At 60.8% G+C, this 17,347-nt stretch carries 16 protein-coding genes; 5 read left to right on the plus strand and 11 right to left on the minus strand.

Features of this window, described 5'->3' with window-relative positions:
* Nucleotides 1–67 precede the first annotated feature (67 nt).
* The 7 genes from tauD to BUE92_RS14690 form a co-directional block, all read right to left on the minus strand.
* The gene (tauD, locus tag BUE92_RS14660) at nucleotides 68–904 is read right to left on the minus strand and encodes a taurine dioxygenase (RefSeq protein WP_056782608.1); all 837 of its coding nucleotides are present in this window, start codon (nucleotides 902–904) and stop codon (nucleotides 68–70) included.
* 14 nt (nucleotides 905–918) lie between these two features.
* Nucleotides 919–1,755: a taurine ABC transporter permease TauC gene (gene tauC, locus BUE92_RS14665; RefSeq protein WP_073524546.1), complete on the minus strand. Its 837-nt coding sequence runs from the start codon at nucleotides 1,753–1,755 to the stop codon at nucleotides 919–921.
* Nucleotides 1,752–2,531 carry a taurine ABC transporter ATP-binding subunit gene (gene tauB, locus BUE92_RS14670; protein ID WP_073524548.1) on the minus strand — a complete coding sequence of 260 codons (780 nt, stop codon included), beginning with the start codon at nucleotides 2,529–2,531 and terminating at the stop codon, nucleotides 1,752–1,754. Before tauB ends, tauC begins: the two co-directional genes overlap by 4 nt.
* 17 nt (nucleotides 2,532–2,548) lie before the next feature.
* Complete coding sequence (gene tauA / locus BUE92_RS14675; RefSeq protein WP_073524551.1) at nucleotides 2,549–3,526, minus strand: taurine ABC transporter substrate-binding protein; 978 nt, start codon at nucleotides 3,524–3,526, stop codon at nucleotides 2,549–2,551.
* Nucleotides 3,527–3,734: 208 nt separating this feature from the next.
* A complete protein-coding gene (gene gshA, locus BUE92_RS14680) occupies nucleotides 3,735–5,318 on the minus strand; it encodes a glutamate--cysteine ligase (protein WP_073524553.1) in 1,584 nt (527 codons plus the stop codon).
* A 214-nt stretch (nucleotides 5,319–5,532) separates the two neighbouring features.
* Nucleotides 5,533–5,916 carry a PaaI family thioesterase gene (locus BUE92_RS14685; protein ID WP_014716471.1) on the minus strand — a complete coding sequence of 128 codons (384 nt, stop codon included), beginning with the start codon at nucleotides 5,914–5,916 and terminating at the stop codon, nucleotides 5,533–5,535.
* Nucleotides 5,916–8,240: a Tex family protein gene (locus tag BUE92_RS14690; RefSeq protein WP_073524556.1), complete on the minus strand. Its 2,325-nt coding sequence runs from the start codon at nucleotides 8,238–8,240 to the stop codon at nucleotides 5,916–5,918. Before BUE92_RS14690 ends, BUE92_RS14685 begins: the two co-directional genes overlap by 1 nt.
* Nucleotides 8,241–8,596: 356 nt before the next feature.
* On the opposite strand from BUE92_RS14690, the gene ompR reads away from it, so the two are divergent.
* Together ompR and BUE92_RS14700 are read left to right on the plus strand one after the other, a co-directional pair.
* Nucleotides 8,597–9,337, plus strand: coding sequence for an osmolarity response regulator transcription factor OmpR (gene ompR / locus BUE92_RS14695; RefSeq protein ID WP_003187669.1), 741 nt, complete (start codon nucleotides 8,597–8,599; stop codon nucleotides 9,335–9,337).
* A 117-nt stretch (nucleotides 9,338–9,454) separates the two neighbouring features.
* Nucleotides 9,455–10,768: an ATP-binding protein gene (locus tag BUE92_RS14700; protein WP_003187671.1), complete on the plus strand. Its 1,314-nt coding sequence runs from the start codon at nucleotides 9,455–9,457 to the stop codon at nucleotides 10,766–10,768.
* Between the two features lie 140 nt (nucleotides 10,769–10,908).
* Here BUE92_RS14700 and rimK read toward each other — a convergent pair whose 3' ends face one another.
* The 3 genes from rimK to rimA are packed head-to-tail and all read right to left on the minus strand — an operon-like array spanning nucleotide 10,909 to nucleotide 13,086.
* The gene (gene rimK / locus BUE92_RS14705) at nucleotides 10,909–11,814 is read right to left on the minus strand and encodes a 30S ribosomal protein S6--L-glutamate ligase (RefSeq protein WP_003187674.1); all 906 of its coding nucleotides are present in this window, start codon (nucleotides 11,812–11,814) and stop codon (nucleotides 10,909–10,911) included.
* Nucleotides 11,811–12,293: a retropepsin-like aspartic endopeptidase RimB gene (rimB, locus tag BUE92_RS14710; protein WP_003187676.1), complete on the minus strand. Its 483-nt coding sequence runs from the start codon at nucleotides 12,291–12,293 to the stop codon at nucleotides 11,811–11,813. Before rimB ends, rimK begins: the two co-directional genes overlap by 4 nt.
* A 13-nt stretch (nucleotides 12,294–12,306) precedes the next feature.
* Nucleotides 12,307–13,086, minus strand: a complete 780-nt coding sequence (rimA, locus tag BUE92_RS14715; RefSeq protein WP_073524557.1) for a S6 modification regulatory phosphodiesterase RimA — start codon at nucleotides 13,084–13,086, stop codon at nucleotides 12,307–12,309.
* Between the two features lie 116 nt (nucleotides 13,087–13,202).
* On the opposite strand from rimA, the gene BUE92_RS14720 reads away from it, so the two are divergent.
* Nucleotides 13,203–13,610 carry an RNA-binding S4 domain-containing protein gene (locus BUE92_RS14720; protein WP_073524558.1) on the plus strand — a complete coding sequence of 136 codons (408 nt, stop codon included), beginning with the start codon at nucleotides 13,203–13,205 and terminating at the stop codon, nucleotides 13,608–13,610.
* A 136-nt stretch (nucleotides 13,611–13,746) separates the two neighbouring features.
* Here the strand turns inward: BUE92_RS14720 and BUE92_RS14725 are convergent, their stop codons facing one another.
* Entirely contained in the window at nucleotides 13,747–14,550 is an 804-nt protein-coding gene (locus BUE92_RS14725) for a phosphatase PAP2 family protein (RefSeq protein ID WP_073524559.1), read from the minus strand.
* A 124-nt stretch (nucleotides 14,551–14,674) separates the two neighbouring features.
* Here BUE92_RS14725 and hslO point away from each other — a divergent pair, with 124 nt between their 5' ends.
* Nucleotides 14,675–15,577: an Hsp33 family molecular chaperone HslO gene (hslO, locus tag BUE92_RS14730; protein ID WP_073524561.1), complete on the plus strand. Its 903-nt coding sequence runs from the start codon at nucleotides 14,675–14,677 to the stop codon at nucleotides 15,575–15,577.
* A 179-nt stretch (nucleotides 15,578–15,756) separates the two neighbouring features.
* Nucleotides 15,757–17,298 (plus strand): phosphoenolpyruvate carboxykinase, encoded by a 1,542-nt coding sequence (locus tag BUE92_RS14735; RefSeq protein ID WP_073524564.1) that lies wholly within the window; start codon nucleotides 15,757–15,759, stop codon nucleotides 17,296–17,298.
* Nucleotides 17,299–17,347 lie beyond the last annotated feature (49 nt).

The raw sequence follows: 17,347 nt of genomic DNA on the forward strand, positions 1-17,347 counted from the left end.
TAAGTGCAGTGGCTGATCCACCGCTATCGCAGGCAAGCCAGCTCCCACAGTTGATCTTGGCTGGATCCTAAAACGGCACGTCGCCAAGAATCGTCGCCCGGTGCATCACCCGCCGCTGCGGCCGGTAGTCATCCACGGCGTAATGCTGGGTAACGCGGTTATCCCAGAACGCCACGTCATTTTCCTGCCAGCGCCAGCGGATGGTGAATTCCGGGCGGGTGGCGTGGGCGAACAGTAGCTTGAGAATGGCCTCGCTTTCGGCCGGTTCCAGCTCATTGATTCGGGTGGTGAAGCCGTCGCTGACGAACAGCGATTTGCGCCCACTTACCGGATGCGTGCGCACGACTGGGTGCGATAGCGGCGGGTTTTTCTTGCGGGTTGCCTCCCAGCGCACCAGGTCCTCGGCGGTGTTGCCAAAGCGCTCCAGCGGGAACGACTTGGTGAAATCGTGTGTGGCGGTGAGGCCATCGAGCAAGCGCTTTAACGGCTCGGACAACGCCTCATACGCCGCAATCCCACTGGCCCACAAGGTATCGCCGCCGAAGGCTGGCAACAGCTTGGCGCTGAGCACTGCGCCCAGAGCAGGCGTGGGCAGGAAGGTCACGTCGGTGTGCCACACCGCGTTGTCACGCACGTCGGTAACGGCGGTGTCGAGGATCAGTACTTCTGGTTGTTCCGGCACGTTGGGGTAGATCGGGTGGATGTGCAGGTCGCCAAAATTGGCCGCGAAGCGTGCCTGTTGCTGCGGGGTGATCGGCTGGTCACGGAAGAACAACACCGAATAGTCGAGCAACGCCTGTTCAATGGCGTCGCGCTGCTCAGGGTTCAGCGGCTGAGTGATGTCGACGCCACTGATCTGGGCGCCCAGGGCGGTGCTTAATGGGGTAACGGTCAGGCTGCTCATTGTGGATTCTTCACTCAGTGTGCCTGGCCATGCCAGGGCACTAATTTACGCTGCAAGGCACGCAGGCCCATTTCCATGGCGAAGGCGATCAGGGCGATGACCAGAATGCCCAGCACCACCACATCAGTGACCAGAAACTGCGCCGCCGACTGCACCATGAACCCCAGGCCGCTGGTGGCGGCAATCAGCTCGGCGGCGACCAGGGTCGACCAGCCCACACCCAGGCCGATACGCACACCAGTGAGGATATCGGGCAGGGCGCTTGGCAGGATCACATGGCGAATCAGTTGCGCGTGGGTGGCACCCAATGACTGCGCCGCACGCAATTTGGCCGGGTCGACGGTGCGCACCCCAGTGGCGGTGGCGATGGCAATCGGGGCGAAGATAGCGAGGTAGATCAGCAGCACCTTGGACAGCTCGCCAATGCCGCACCAGATCACGATCAACGGCAGGTAGGCCAGGGGCGGAATCGGCCGGTAGAACTCGATCAGCGGATCGAGAATGCCACGGGCGATACGGTTGGCACCGATGGCGATCCCCACCGGCACGGCGGTCAGTACTGCAAAGCCCAGGCCCAGGCCGATGCGGCTGAGGCTCGCGCCCAGGTGCTGCCACAAAGTGGAATCCATGTAGCCGGTGGTCGCCAGCAGCCAGCCTTTTTGCAGCACGGCCGACGGTGGCGGCAGGAACAGCGGCTCGATCAATCCGGTGGCGGTGACGGCCCACCAGAGGGCGAGCAAGGCCGCCAGGGTCAGCAGGCTGATCCAGCGCGTGCTCAGGCGACGGCGCAGCGGGATCACGGCATGAGTCCCAGGCTTGGTGGCCGTGGCGGGAAGTTCGTAGCTGCTCATGCGTACACCTGCCGTTGGGAGAACACTTTGCCCAGCACATGTTCACGGGTTTCGATAAAGCGCGGGTCGGATTTGATTGCGCGGGCTGATTCACCGGCGGCGTAACGTTGGCCGAAATCCAGCTGCAGGCGTTCGACGATCTGGCCGGGGTTGGGCGCCAGCAAGATCAAGTCGGTGGCGAGAAACACCGCTTCTTCAATGTCATGGGTAATCAGAAATACCGGCTTGGCCGTGCGCCGCCACACTTGCAGCAGCAACTCCTGCATCTGTTCACGGGTGAAGGCATCCAGGGCGCCGAAGGGTTCGTCCATCAGCAGTACACGCGGGTCGGCCGCCAGCGCACGCGCCAGGCCGACGCGTTGCTTCTGGCCACCGGAGAGTTGCCAGATGCGGCGGTTGTCGAAACCGGCCAGGTCCACCAGCGCGAGCATTTCACGCGCCCGCACGTCGCGCTGCGCCTTGGGCACGCCGGCCAGTTCCAGGCCGAAAGCCACATTGGCCAGCACGTCCTGCCAGGGCAGCAGGGCATCGTCCTGGAACACCACGCCGCGCTCGGCGCCGGGGCCTTTGACCGGCACGCCATCCAGGGTGATACGCCCGGCAGACGGTTCGACGAAGCCGGCAATCAGGTTCAACAACGAGGTCTTGCCACTGCCGGACGGGCCCAGGGCGACCAGCAATTGCTGGGGCCCAAGCTCCAGTGAAATATCGGACAGTACCGGTTCCGGGGCGCCTGGGTACTGTGCGCTGATGCGCTCCAGTTGTAGCAAGGCCATCGCAGTGAACTCCTGGGTCAGTTGGTAATGAACTTCGCGCTAACGTAAGGGGCGTAGTCGGGCAGCACGGCATCGACCTTGCCCTGTTCCTTGAGGAACGCAGCGGTGTCGGTGACGGCCTTGGTGGTCGGTGCGCCCAGCAGGGTGACCTGGTCGGCGGCCAACGGGTAGACGTTGCCTTGCAGCAGCAACGGGATATCGCTGGCCTTGGCGCCGGAGAGTTTCACCAGTTTGTCGACGTTGCCGGTATCGGCGAGCCAGGCTTGTGGGTCTTTGCGGTAGGCGGCGTAGGCATCCAGAGTGACCTTGGCGAAGGCGGTGACGATCTCTGGGTGCTTCTCGGCGAAGTCCTTGCGCACGATCCAGGCATCGAACGTCGGCGCGCCGAACTTGGCCAGCTCCCCGGAAGTGATCAGCACCTTGCCGGTTTCCTTGGCCACGCCCAGCGCTGGGTCCCAGACATAGGTGGCGTCGATATCACCGCGCTTCCAGGCGGCGATAATGGCCGGTGGGGCGAGGTTGAGAATGGTGACTTTGGCCGGGTCGATGTTCCAGTGTTTCAGCGCGGCGAGCAGGCTGTAGTGGCCGGTGGAAACGAAGGGCACAGCGATTTTTTTGCCGATCAGGTCCTGAGGGCTGTTGATCCCCGAGCCGTTACGCGCCACCAGGGCTTCGGCGCCGCCGATCTGGGTGGCGACGAGGAAGGTCTGCACCGGGACTTTGCGGGTTATTGCGGCGGTCAGCGGGCTGGAACCGAGGTAGCCGATCTGCACGTCGCCCGAAGCGATGGCGGCGATGATATCGGCGCCATTGTCGAATTTGCGCCAGTCGATCTTGGCGTTGGTGGCTTTTTCATAGGCGCCGTCGGCTTGGGCGACTTTGGCCGGGTCCACGGTGGTCTGGTACGCAATGGTCACATCCGCCGCCTGGGCAAACAGGCTGGCACCGGCCAGGGACAATGCGGCCAGCAGGCGCAGAGGGGTCAGCAGTTTCAAGGGGAAGCTCCTCAATCAGGCGGCCGAGGGTCGGCGTGAGAGGAGACTAAATGATCTAAGAATTCGAAAATAAATAACTTTTTCGAATTAGCTTAAAACTGTAGGAGCGAGCTTGCTCGCGAAAAACGTTAACGGTGACGCGATCAGTCTGGATGAACGCGGTGTCCGTGGGTTTTTCGCGAGCAAGCTCGCTCCTACAGGGTGCTACTTAGTTGCTGATGGCGAGGATGCTTGCCTGGTACGAGCCGACAAACACATCAAAATCGCCCACTTCGTTCTGCTCCAGCTCTGCCTGTTGCGCCAGCGACGCGCGGGCCAGTTCTTCAAAGCGCGCTTGTTCCTCAGCCGGCAAAGGCTCCTTGCGGAAGTATTCAGCATGCACTTCGCTTTGATGCAGGGAGAACTGCGCAAAACTTTCCTTGCGCTCCGCCATGGCCGCCAGCACCTGGGCCGACGGTGTCAGGGACGGGTCCTTGACCTTGGCCAACTGCGCGTCCAGTGCTTCGCTGTGTTCGGTGATGCCGTGGCTCTGGTCGAGCAGGGCGGCCAGCGGGGCAATCTTCTCCAGCAACTCGGCCGCCCACTCCTTCATGTCCACCGGCTGGCCGTCACGCTGCAATTGCAGGCCCGGACGGCGGCCTTCCTTGACCACGCTGAGGAAGTTGGAGGTGGCGTTGCCGCACTCGTTGTTGGCGAACAGCGGGCTGTCGTTCAGTGCACAGTACAGCAGGAACGCGTCGAGGAAACGTGATTCCGGCAGGTCGATACCCATCGGCAGGAACGGGTTGATGTCCAGGCAGCGTACTTCGATGTACTGGATGCCGCGGGCCATCAGCGCCTGGATCGGCCGCTCACCGGTGTAGGTCACGCGCTTGGGACGGATGTTGGAGTAGTACTCGTTTTCGATCTGCAGGATGTTGGTGTTCAGCTGAACCCACTCGCCATCCTTGTGCGTGCCGACTTCAACGTACGGCGCGTAGGGCGTTGCCACCGCTTCGCGCAGGCTGTCGGTGTAGCTGGCCAAATCGTTGTAGCACGGCGTCAGGCCGGCCTGGGCGTTGCTCTGGTAACCCAGGTCGCTCATGCGCAGGCTGGTGGCGTAGGGCAGGTACAGGGTGTCGGCGTCGAGGACTTCAAGCTGATGCGAGCGCCCGCGCAGGAAGCCGGCATCCAGGGCGGGCGAGGCACCAAACAGGTACATCAACAGCCAGCTGTAGCGACGGAAATTACGGATCAGAGCGATGTAGGCCGTTGACTGATAGTCACGGTCGGTGCCGACAAATCCTTCTGTTTCCTTGAGCAACGGCCACAACTGTTCCGGCAGGGAAAAGTTGTAGTGGATGCCCGCGATGCACTGCATGGTCTTGCCGTAACGCAGGGCCAGGCCCTTGCGGTACACGTACTTGAGCTGGCCGATATTGGAGGTGCCGTAGTAGGCAATCGGAATATCTTCCTCGGCCGGCAACGGGCACGGCATCGAGGGGCTCCACAGGTATTCGCTGCCCAGCTTGGTGTAGGCAAAGCGATGGATCTTGTCCAGGCTGCTCAAGGTATCGGCCGGGTTCGGCAGGGCTGGGGTGATGAACTCCAGCAGCGATTCCGAGTAGTCGGTGGTGATCTGTTCATTAGTCAGCGCGGCGCCCAAGGCTTCGGGGTGCGGCGTTTGCGCCAGGCGACCTTCGTTGGTGACGCGCAGGCATTCGCGCTCGATGCCGTGCAAGCACTGCTCTAGCAGGGAGAGGTGTTCGCGCTTGCCGAGCAGGGCCAGGCGGCGGTTGAGAAGTTCGCTCAAGTTGGATTCCTTCACGCGTCAGTCGCCCCAATATGGGGGTGGGCAGGACGGTCTACAAGGGTGAAGTTGAAACTGGCGTGATCGCCTGGTTTTGAGTCGATTTGACCCGTTCTGAATTTGCCGACTTCACTCCATGAATTGGGCTACAGCGCAGCGGGAAAATTCCGACGCTGTTATCGCAGCGCCGAAATTAACTCAAATCGGGGGTGGGGAGCTATAGGACAGCGAACGTGCCCTGTGCTTTTGCGACAAGTCTTTCGCCCTGGTACACGTCTGCCTCGACCACCAAGGTGCGGCGACCGGTATGAATCACCCGGCTGGTGCACAGCACATCACCGTCTTCCACAGCGCGGATATAGTTGATCTTGCATTCGATGGTGGCGCTCTGCTGGTCAAAGCCATGGGCGCTGGAACAGGCCAGGCCCATGGTGATGTCCACCAGGCTGAAAATCGCCCCGCCATGGAGCTTGCCCGCGCGGTTGCGCAGGTGCGGCTCCAGGGTCAGGGCCACCTCGGCAACGCCCTCTTCCAGGCGTTGCAGGCGGCAGCCGATCAGTTCGCTGAATGCGCTCTGGGTCAAACCGGCCGGAATCTCCATCAGCGCTTCTTCAGCTGTTTAGCGTTGGCAAACAGCGACGCCATGGCGTTGCTGCTTGGCGCGGCGGTGGCGGTTTCCTTGCGCGGCGCGTTGTTCTGCGACTGGCGCGGTGCCGAGCCCGGGCGAGCGCCACGGGCACCGTCGATCTTCTCGCCGGGGGTGTCGCTCATGCGCATCGACAAGCCCACGCGTTTGCGCGGGATGTCGACTTCCATGACCTTGACCTTGACCACGTCACCGGCTTTCACTGCTTCGCGAGGGTCCTTGATGAACTTCTCCGAAAGCGCGGAGATGTGCACCAAACCGTCTTGATGCACGCCGATGTCCACGAATGCGCCGAAGTTGGTCACGTTGGTCACCACGCCTTCGAGGATCATGCCCGGTTGCAGGTCCTTGAGGTCTTCGACGCCGTCCTGGAACTCGGCGGTCTTGAACTCGGGGCGCGGGTCGCGACCCGGTTTCTCCAGCTCTTGCAGGATATCGGTGATGGTCGGCACACCGAAGGTTTCGTCGGTGTATTTCTTCGGGTCCAGACGCTTGAGGAACGCGGCATCGCCAATCAACGAACGGATATCGCGGTCGGTCTCGGCGGCAATGCGTTGCACCAGCGGGTAGGCTTCCGGGTGAACCGCAGAGGCGTCCAGCGGGTTGTCGCCGTTCATGACGCGTAGGAAACCAGCAGCCTGTTCAAAGGTTTTTTCACCCAGGCGTGCGACCTTCTTCAGCGCGGCGCGGGTTTTGAACGCGCCGTTTTCGTCACGATGGCTGACGATGTTCTGCGCCAGGGTGGCGTTGAGGCCGGAGATCCGCGCCAGCAGGGCTACGGACGCGGTATTCACATCCACCCCCACGGCGTTTACGCAGTCTTCCACCACCGCATCCAGGCCGCGCGCCAGTTTCAGCTGCGACACGTCGTGCTGGTATTGGCCGACGCCGATGGATTTAGGGTCGATCTTCACCAGTTCGGCCAGCGGGTCTTGCAGGCGACGGGCGATGGACACGGCGCCACGGATCGACACGTCGAGGTCCGGGAACTCCTTGGAGGCCAGCTCCGATGCCGAGTACACCGAAGCGCCCGCTTCGGAGACCATGACCTTGGTCATCTTCATGGCCGGGTATTTCTTGATCAGCTCGGCGGCCAGCTTGTCGGTTTCGCGGCTGGCGGTGCCGTTGCCGATGGCGATCAGGTCCACCGCGTGCTTGGCGCACAAGGCGGCCAGGATCGCCAGGGTCTGGTCCCACTTGTTGTGAGGAACGTGCGGGTACACCGTGGCGTGGTCCAGCAGCTTGCCGGTGGCGTCGACCACCGCGACCTTGCAACCGGTGCGCAGGCCCGGGTCGAGGCCCAGGGTGGCACGCGGGCCAGCCGGTGCGGCCAACAGCAGGTCGTGCAGGTTATGGGCGAACACGTTGATCGCCTCGGTTTCGGCGCCGTCGCGCAGCTCGCCGAGCAAGTCGGTTTCCAGGTGGGTGTAGAGCTTGACCTTCCAGGTCCAGCGCACCACTTCGCCAAGCCACTTGTCTGCCGGGCGGTTCTGGTTCTGTATGCCGAATTGTTGACCGATCATGCCTTCGCACGGGTGCATGGTGCCCGGCAGCTCGTCACCGACTTTCAGCGCGGAGCTGAGAATGCCTTCGTTACGGCCGCGGAAAATCGCCAGGGCGCGGTGGGACGGCATGCTTTTGAGCGGCTCGTCGTGTTCGAAGTAGTCGCGGAACTTGGCGCCTTCTTCCTCTTTGCCGGCGATGACGCGGGCGCTGAGGATGGCTTCCTGCTTGAGGTAGGTACGCAGTTTTTCCAGGAGGCTGGCGTTTTCGGCGAAGCGCTCCATCAGGATGTACTTGGCGCCTTCGAGGGCGGCCTTGACGTCGGCGACGCCTTTTTCAGCATCGATAAAGCGTGCGGCTTCGGTTTCTGGCGTCAGCGACGGGTCGTTGAACAGGCCATCGGCCAAATCACCCAGGCCGGCTTCCAGGGCGATCTGGCCCTTTGTACGACGTTTCTGTTTGTACGGCAGGTAAAGGTCTTCGAGGCGGGTCTTGGTGTCGGCGAGCTTGATGTCGCGTTCCAGTTGCGGGGTCAACTTGCCCTGTTCTTCGATGCTGGCGAGGATGCTGATACGCCGTTCGTCGAGTTCTCGCAGGTAGCGCAGGCGCTCTTCCAGGTGCCGCAGTTGGGTGTCGTCGAGGCTGCCGGTCACTTCTTTTCGGTAACGGGCGATGAAAGGCACCGTGGAGCCTTCATCCAGTAGAGCGACGGCCGCTTCGACCTGTTGTGGGCGTACGCCGAGTTCCTCGGCGATGCGGCTGTTGATGCTGTCCATAAAACCACCTGAAATTCTTAAAATCAGCGCGCCGGCCCATAGAAAAAGGCCGGCGAGGCTGGTTGAGCGGCCCGACTGGCGCCGCTGCCTGGGTCAAGAGGCTGGCTATTGACCCTCGAAATCGAAAAATTCACGACAAGCGGGTAAAAAAAAGCCCGGCAGTAAAGGGTAACGATCTGACGTTGCCCTGCACGCAGGCGCCGCATTATAACCAGCGTTCTGCCCTTGGGGGGTACTGCGCCAACGGTTGTAGGGCGCGGGTTCGCTGGCAGTAGATGAAAAATCTGCTAACAATGCACACGGTGCGTATAACGGCAGCTACGCCATAATGCGCGCCGAGATAAGAGGAGCATCCAATGAGCAGCACCGCACAAACTGCTGAAGGCGAAAAAATTCTCATCGTTGATGACGATCCGGGGCTGAGCAGCCTGCTGGAGCGTTTTTTCAACTCCAAGGGCTATCGTGCGCGCGCGGTGCCGAACACCGAGCAAATGGACCGCCTGTTAGGGCGTGAAGTGTTCAACCTGGTCGTACTCGACCTGATGTTGCCCGGTGAAGACGGCCTCACCGCCTGCAAGCGCCTGCGCGGTGCTAACAACCAGATCCCGATCATCATGCTCACCGCCAAGGGCGATGAACTGAGCCGCATCAAGGGCCTGGAACTGGGTGCTGATGACTACCTGGCCAAGCCGTTCAACCCCGATGAGCTGATGGCGCGGGTCAAGGCCGTGTTGCGTCGCCAGGCACCGGCGGTACCGGGCGCACCGGGTAGCGAAGACGAAAGCGTCACCTTTGGCGACTACGAACTGTCGCTGGCCACCCGTGAGCTCAAGCGCGGTGAAGAAGTGCACATGCTCACCACCGGCGAATTCGCGGTGCTCAAGGCCTTGGTGATGAACGCTCGCCAGCCGCTGACCCGTGACAAGCTGATGAACCTGGCCCGTGGCCGGGAGTGGGACGCCCTCGAGCGCTCCATCGACGTGCAGATTTCCCGACTGCGCCGGATGATCGAGCCAGACCCGTCCAAGCCGCGGTATATACAGACGGTGTGGGGTGTGGGTTATGTGTTTGTGCCGGATGGCACCGCAACCAAGTGACCGATGATTTGCAGGGGCGGGTATCCTGGCGTTTGACTCCATGAGGGTCGACGGGATGCCCGGCGTCTGCAATTCTGCGAGCGCCGCTCGTTTCTGCAAGGTGTGCAGCTTTCATCTATGAAAACCCCGCTGTGGTTCCCACAAAGTTTCTTCTCCCGCACCCTCTGGTTGGTGCTTATTGTCGTTCTGTTTTCCAAAGCGCTCACGCTGGTTTATCTGTTGATGAACGAAGACGTGCTGGTGGACCGGCAGTACAGCCATGGTGTCGCCCTGACATTGCGTGGTTATTGGGCGGTAGACCCTGAGAACCGCGAAAAAGTAGCCAAGGCGTCGACGCTGACTCGGGTTGACGGCGCTGGTGTGCCTGAAGGCGAGCAACATTGGCCTTACAGCGAGATTTACCAGCGCCAGATGCAGGCTGAGTTGGGCGCCGACACCGAGGTGCGGCTGCGTATGCATGTTTCGCCTGCGCTGTGGGTGCGAGCGCCAAGCCTGGGGGATGCCTGGATCAAGGTTCCGCTTTATCCGCACCCGCTGCGGGGGCAAAAAATCTGGAACGTGTTGGGCTGGTTCCTGGCCATTGGCTTGCTCTCAACGGCGTCCGCGTGGATTTTCGTCCGCCAGCTCAACCAACCCCTCAAGCGCCTGGTGTTTGCCGCTCGCCAACTGGGCCAGGGGCGCAGTGTGCGCCTGCCGGTCAGCGACACGCCCAGTGAGATGACCGAGGTGTACGGCGCCTTCAACCAGATGGCAGAAGACGTCGAACAGGCCGGGCGCGAACGCGAGTTGATGCTGGCGGGGGTGTCCCATGACTTGCGCACGCCGCTGACGCGATTGCGCTTGTCCCTGGAGTTGATGGGGGACCATACCGACCTCACCGATGACATGGTGCGTGACATCGAGGACATGGACGCCATTCTGGACCAGTTCCTGGCGTTCATCCGTGACGGGCGAGATGAAGTGGTCGAGGAGGTCGACCTCACCGACCTCGTGCGTGAGGTGGTTGCGCCCTATAACCAGAATGGTGAGCAGGTGCGCACGCGCCTGGAGCCGATCCAGCCGTTCGCATTACGCCGGGTGTCGATGAAGCGCCTGCTGAACAACTTGATTGGCAACGCCTTGCACCATGCCGGTTCCGATGTGGAAGTGGCGGCGTACGTTTCTGGCGACAGCGCCGCACCTTACGTGGTGCTGAGCGTGATGGACCGTGGCACAGGAATCGACCCGGCTGAGCTGGAAGGTATCTTCAACCCCTTCACCCGTGGTGACCGAGCTCGAGGAGGCAAGGGCACCGGATTGGGGTTGGCGATTGTGCGGCGGATTGCGTCGATGCATGGCGGCAATGTGGAGTTGCGCAACCGTGAAGGCGGCGGGTTGGAAGCGCGGGTGCGGCTGCCGCTGGGGTTGATGCTACCTAGAGACGCTGTCTAACCAGCAATATGAATGCGAATGTGGGAGCTGGCTTGCCTGCGATAGCGGTAGTTCAGTCAACAACGATGTTGAATGTACCGGCGTCATCGCAGGCAAGCCAGCTCCCACAGTGGTTTGCGGCGTGTGGCAGATGTGGGTATTCAGCCCTTTCCCTTGGTCCGAGTCATATTCGGCCCGCCATTCTTCTCCAGATGCTGAATGATGATCCCCGCCACATCCTTACCGGTGGTGGTTTCGATCCCTTCCAGGCCCGGCGATGAGTTTACTTCCATCACCAGAGGGCCATGGTTGGAGCGCAGGATGTCCACACCCGCCACGCTCAGCCCCATCACCTTGGCCGCCCGCAGCGCGGTCATGCGTTCTTCCGGGGTGATCTTGATCAGGCTGGCGCTGCCGCCACGGTGCAGGTTGGAGCGGAACTCACCGGGCTTGGCCTGGCGCTTCATGGCCGCAATCACCTTGTCGCCCACAACGAAGCAGCGAATGTCCGCGCCGCCAGCTTCCTTGATGTATTCCTGCACCATGATGTTCTGCTTGAGGCCCATGAACGCCTCAATCACCGACTCCGCTGCCGTTGCTGTTTCACACAGCACCACGCCGATGCCCTGGGTGCCTTCCAGCACCTTGATCACCAGCGGTGCGCCATTGACCATCTCGATCAAGTCGGGAATGTCATCCGGAGAGTGGGCAAAACCGGTGACCGGCAGGCCGATGCCCCGGCGCGACAGCAGTTGCAGGGAGCGCAGCTTGTCCCGCGAGCGCGCAATGGCCACGGATTCATTCAGCGGAAACACCCCCATCATTTCAAACTGGCGCAATACCGCGCAGCCATAGAACGTCACCGAAGCGCCGATACGCGGGATTACCGCATCAAAGCCTTCCAGGGGTTTGCCCCGGTAGTGGATCTGCGGCTTGTGGCTGGCAATGTTCATGTAGGCACGCAACGTGTCGATCACCACCATTTCATGGCCACGTTCAGTGCCGGCCTCGACCAGGCGGCGGGTGGAATACAGACGCGGGTTTCGCGACAGCACAGCAATCTTCATGCAGCACCTGGGGCAGAAATAGTGGAGACCGGGAACACCGGCTTGTCTTGAACGTACTTGAGGCCCGGATTGACCACCAACTGGCCGTCAATCAGCGCCTTGGAGCCCAGCAGCAGGCGGTAACGCATGGCTTTGCGACAGGCGAGGGTGAATTCTACCCGCCATACCCGATCACCCAGGGCCAGGGTGGTGCTGATTACGTAGCGCACTTGTGCATGGCCGTTGGAGCTCTTGATGGTTTTCATCGTCACAAGGGGCGCTTCGCAGCGGCGGTGACGCAATTGCACCACGCTGCCCAGGTGCGCGGTAAAACGCACCCACTTTTCACCGTCGCGCTCAAAGGGCTCGATATCGGTGGCGTGCAGGCTTGAGGTACTGGCACCGGTGTCGATCTTCGCCCGCAGGCCTGCTACTCCCAAGTCGGGAAGTGCCACCCACTCACGCAGACCCACAACGGTCAAATGGTCAAATGTCTTCAATATGGTTAACCGGTCAATTCGCCCAGGCTTGAGGAGATACCTCAGCCAACGCTTTGAATGCAGGCTTGGCGAACCAGAAGCCCTGCATCAGAAATATTCCGCAGTCGGATAGGAAGTCGCGCTCGCCGGCACTTTCGATGCCCTCGGCGATGACAGTAACCCCCAACTGCTCACAGATTGTGACAATCCCCCGGACGATCACCTGACGGACACGATCCTGGTCGACATCGCGAATCAGCGCCATGTCGAGCTTGATCAAGTCAGGTTGGAAATCGGCCAGCAGGTTCAGCCCCGAATAGCCCGCGCCGAAATCGTCGATGGCGGTCTTGAAGCCGAATTCGCGGTATTCACGCAGAATATTCGTCAAATGGCGATAGTTATCTACGTGCTCGCTTTCCAGGGTCTCGAAAATCAGCCGGTCCAGCGGGAAATTGTGCGCCCGGGCGGCCTCCAGAGTGCTGCGGATACACAGTTCCGGGCGATATACGGCATTGGGCATGAAGTTGATGGAAAGGTGAGTCTGCATGCCCAGGGCAGCGGCACCGGCGATGGCCTTGGTCCGGCAGCGCTGGTCGAAGCGGTAGCGATTGGTTTCGTTGACATGAGCCAGCACCGACAGCGCGCCTTCTCCCTGGGGACCGCGCACCAAGGCTTCGTTGGCGAAGATCGAATGGTCACGCAGGTCTACGATAGGCTGGTAGGCGAACGCAAAGTCGAACCCCAGAGGCTCGCTTTGCTGGCAACCCACGCACCGCTGGTTGGGCGAGGTGAGTGAAAGGGGAAAGTCGGTCACAGCGTATCCTCGCGAAAACAGGGTGCTACCTGGCGTATCTTAGGTGAGCCTTGGGGTTTATGCGTCGAAGGGTTTCAACGGTAAAGTTGCGACATTTTTCAGAGCGAGGAATTCAAGTGGCTCAAAAGCAGGAAGAGGAAGAGAAGGTCCGGCTGGACAAGTGGTTGTGGGCGGCACGCTTCTACAAAACCCGTGCCCTGGCCAAGGCCGCGATTGAAAGTGGGAAGGTGCATCATCGCGGCGAGCGCTGCAAACCGGGCAAAGAGCCACGTATCGGCGATGAGTTTCAGATTCGTACAGGGTTTGATGAAAAGACTGTCGTGGTGCTGGCGCTTTCCATTGTGCGCCGGGGCGCCCCTGAAGCGCAGGCACTGTATGCCGAGACCGAAGCCAGCATCGCCAAGCGTGAAAACGCTGCGGCCATGCGCAAGGCAGGGGCTTCAGGCCTGACCACTGACGGCAAGCCGAGCAAGAAGCAGCGCCGCGATCTGTTCAAGTTTCGCGGCAGCGGCAATGACAATTGATTGCACGAGTCGTCCATGCAAACGCGATCAAATGTGGGAGCGGGCTTGCCCGCGAATACGGTGGGTCAGGCACAGATGCATTGATTGACACCCCGCATTCGCGAGCAAGCCCGCTCCCACTTTTAGCCTTGGGGGGTTACGGAGTTGTGCGCATGACACTCAACCGCCGAATAACGGGCAACTTGCTCAGTAGCCCGAAAAGCGGCGCCGTCATCCGTAACAAGGCGCCCGACACCTTCGCCGCAAACGGCGTGTAATACCCCCAGCCCAGTGCCAACAGAGCCAGCAGTACGCCACCGATATAATCGTCCTGGCCCCAGTGCGCGCCGGCTACCAGCCGCGGCATCATGAACAGCAGCGCCAGGCCCCAGATCACCAGCACCTGGCCGATGCGTCGGGCGAACACGCTCATGAACATCGCCCAGATCAATAGCACCGAAGCATGGTCGCCGGGGAAGCTCTGGCTCGAGCGGTCTTTCAACTCCCAGCTTTTCTCCAGCCCTGGGAAAAAGTCGCTCATTTGAATCGCGCCGCTGATGACCATCGACGGGCTACTGTGCTGCCAGCCCATGTGCGCCGCCAGTTTGGAGAACAGCATGCGGATAAACAGCAACAGCAGCAGAATGCCAAGGAAGCCAAAAAACGCCTGGCGCACCTGTACGGCCTTGAACACCCAGTCGCCGCGAATCAGCAGCGCCAGCAAAATCACGCCGACCACTGCATCAAACGGCCGCAGGCTCGCCACGGCCCACCCATGCAGCCAGGTCGAGTTCGTGGCCAATGGGCCATTGAGCAGATGAAACAGCCACTCGTCGAAAATCACACAGAGCATCTGGCCCGTGGGCCACAGCCAAAAACACAGCAGCGCGATAGCGAGTAGATTGCAAAGAGCCCATCGCCGGAGGTTCCAGTTGGCTTGGAACAAACCCGGATTGTTCATAAACTGTCCCTCATCGCTCTATTGCGCTCCTTGAATTCAGGAGAAGTCGCACCAAGATGGTGCTAAAGCGTTTAATTTTATAAACCTTGTAATCATTTTGTCATCACTTCAGATACCCAGACCTATGACTGATCTACCGGATACCGACTTCACCCAACGCTTCATCTTCGACGAGAACGACGCCCGCGGCGAACTCGTTTCCCTGGAGCGCAGCTATGCCGAAGTCCTCGCCAAGCACGCTTATCCGGAGCCGGTCGCGCAACTGCTCGGTGAGTTGATGGCGGCGGCTGCGCTGCTGGTAGGTACGATGAAATTCGACGGTTTGCTCATCCTGCAGGCGCGTTCCGAAGGCCCGGTGCCGATGCTGATGATCGAGTGCTCCAGCGAGCGAGAAATCCGAGGCCTGGCCCGTTACGACGCAGAGCGGATCGCGCCTGACGCTACCCTGGCCGACCTGATGGCCGACGGTGTACTAGCAATCACTGTCGACCCCACGGAAGGCCAGCGCTACCAAGGCATCGTCGACCTCGACGGCGAAACCCTGTCGGACTGCTTCACCAACTATTTCGTGATGTCCCAGCAAGTAGGCACCAAGTTCTGGCTCAATGCCGACGGCAAGCGCGCCCGCGGCCTGCTGTTGCAGCAACTGCCGGCCGACCGCATCAAGGACGACGATGAGCGCACCGACAGCTGGCGCAAGCTGACCGCTCTGGCCGGTACGCTGACCGCTGAAGAATTGCTGGGCCTGGACAACGAAACCATCTTGCATCGTCTGTACCACGAAGAGGCCGTGCGCCTGTTTGACGAACAAGGCCTGCGCTTCAATTGCAGCTGCTCGCGCGAGCGTTCCGCAAATGCCCTGGTCAGCCTGGGCCTGGAAGATGCGCAAAACCTGGTGGCGGAACATGGCGGCCATATCGAGATCGACTGCCAGTTCTGCAACCAGCGCTACCTGTTCGATGCGGCTGATGTAGCGCAATTGTTCGCTGGAGCAGGCATCGACACCCCTTCCGACACCCGCCACTAAAACGTTTAAGCACAGGTAAATCACCTGACAAACGCCGGATTAGAGGTGTTCTGACGGGAGGGCCCTACTCTTTTTGGGCTTTTCTGGCATAATCCGGCCCACTTTTTTCGCGGTAGTAGTGCGCAACTTTCTACTACAAAACGTTTGGAGCACTCGGCCATAGGCCGACGGGGAACCTCATGACGCAAGCCAATAACGCCGTATACACCGATCTGAGTGTTGACGATCTGGTCAAAGAAGCCCTGCAGCGCGGTGAAGGCGTGCTTGCCGATACTGGCGCGCTGGTTGTCGAAACCGGTCACCGCACCGGTCGTTCGCCGGTGGACCGTTTCATCGTTGAAGAGCCTTCCACCCAGGACGCCATTGCCTGGGGCCCGATCAACCGCAAGTTCCCGGCCGACAAGTTCGATGCCCTGTGGGCTCGCGTCGAGGCCTTCAATAACGCGCAAGAGCATTTCGTTTCCCATGTTCACGTAGGGGCCGCAGAAGACCACTACCTGGCCGTGAAAATGACCACCCAGACTGCCTGGCAGAACCTGTTCGGTCGTTGCCTGTTCATCAACCCGGCCCAGTACAACCCGGCCGGCCGTGAAGAGTGGCAAGTGCTCAACGTAGCCAACTTCGAGTGCGTGCCAGAGCGTGACGGCACCAATTCCGACGGTTGCGTGATCCTCAACTTTGCACAGAAAAAAGTACTGATCGCCGGCATGCGTTACGCCGGTGAAATGAAAAAAGCCATGTTCTCGGTGCAGAACTTCCTGCTGCCGGCTTCCGACGTGCTGCCGATGCACTGCGCCGCCAATATCGGCGAAGCAGGCGACGTAACCTTGTTCTTCGGCCTCTCTGGCACTGGCAAGACCACCCTGTCCGCCGACGAAAGCCGTTACCTGATCGGTGACGACGAACACGGCTGGGGCGAAGGCGTGGTGTTCAACATCGAAGGCGGTTGCTATGCCAAGTGCATCGACTTGTCCGAGAAGAACGAGCCGGTTATCTGGAAAGCCATCAAGCACGGCGCGGTACTGGAAAACGTCGTGATCGACGAGGCCAAGCACGCCGACTACGCCGACGTCAGCCTGACCCAGAACAGCCGTGCCGCTTACCCGCTGGAGCACGTTGCCAAGCGCTCCGAGAAGAATCTGGGCGGCGAGCCAAACGCGGTGATCTTCCTGACCTGCGACCTGACCGGCGTACTGCCGCCTGTGTCGATCCTCAGCGAAGAACAAGCGGCCTACCACTTCCTGTCCGGCTACACCGCTCTGGTGGGCTCGACCGAAATGGGTTCGGGCAGCGGCATCAAGTCGACCTTCTCCACCTGCTTCGGCGCGCCGTTCTTCCCACGTCCGGCTGGCGAATACGCAGAGCTTCTGATCAAGCGCATCCGTGGTTTCGGCTCCAAGGTCTACCTGGTCAACACCGGCTGGACCGGCGGCGGCTACGGCGTTGGCAAACGCTTCAACATCCCGACCACTCGCGGCGTGATTGCAGCGATCCAGAGCGGTGCGTTGATCGGTGCGCAAACCGAACACCTGGACACCATCAACCTCGACGTGCCGTTGGCCGTACCGGGCGTTGAAACCGGCCTGTTGAACCCACGCAACACCTGGGCTGACAAGGCTGCCTACGACGAAGCCGCGAAAGCGCTGGCTGGCCTGTTCATCGAAAACTTCAAGAAGTTTGAAGTCAGCGATGCGATCAAGGCGGCGGGTCCTAAGTTGTAAGTTTCGCCGGTTGTAAAAAAGCCGCCTCTTAAGTAGGCGGCTTTTTTAT

It is taken from the genome of Pseudomonas fluorescens (assembly GCF_001902145.1).
Classification (GTDB): Bacteria; Pseudomonadota; Gammaproteobacteria; order Pseudomonadales; family Pseudomonadaceae; genus Aquipseudomonas; species Aquipseudomonas fluorescens_BV.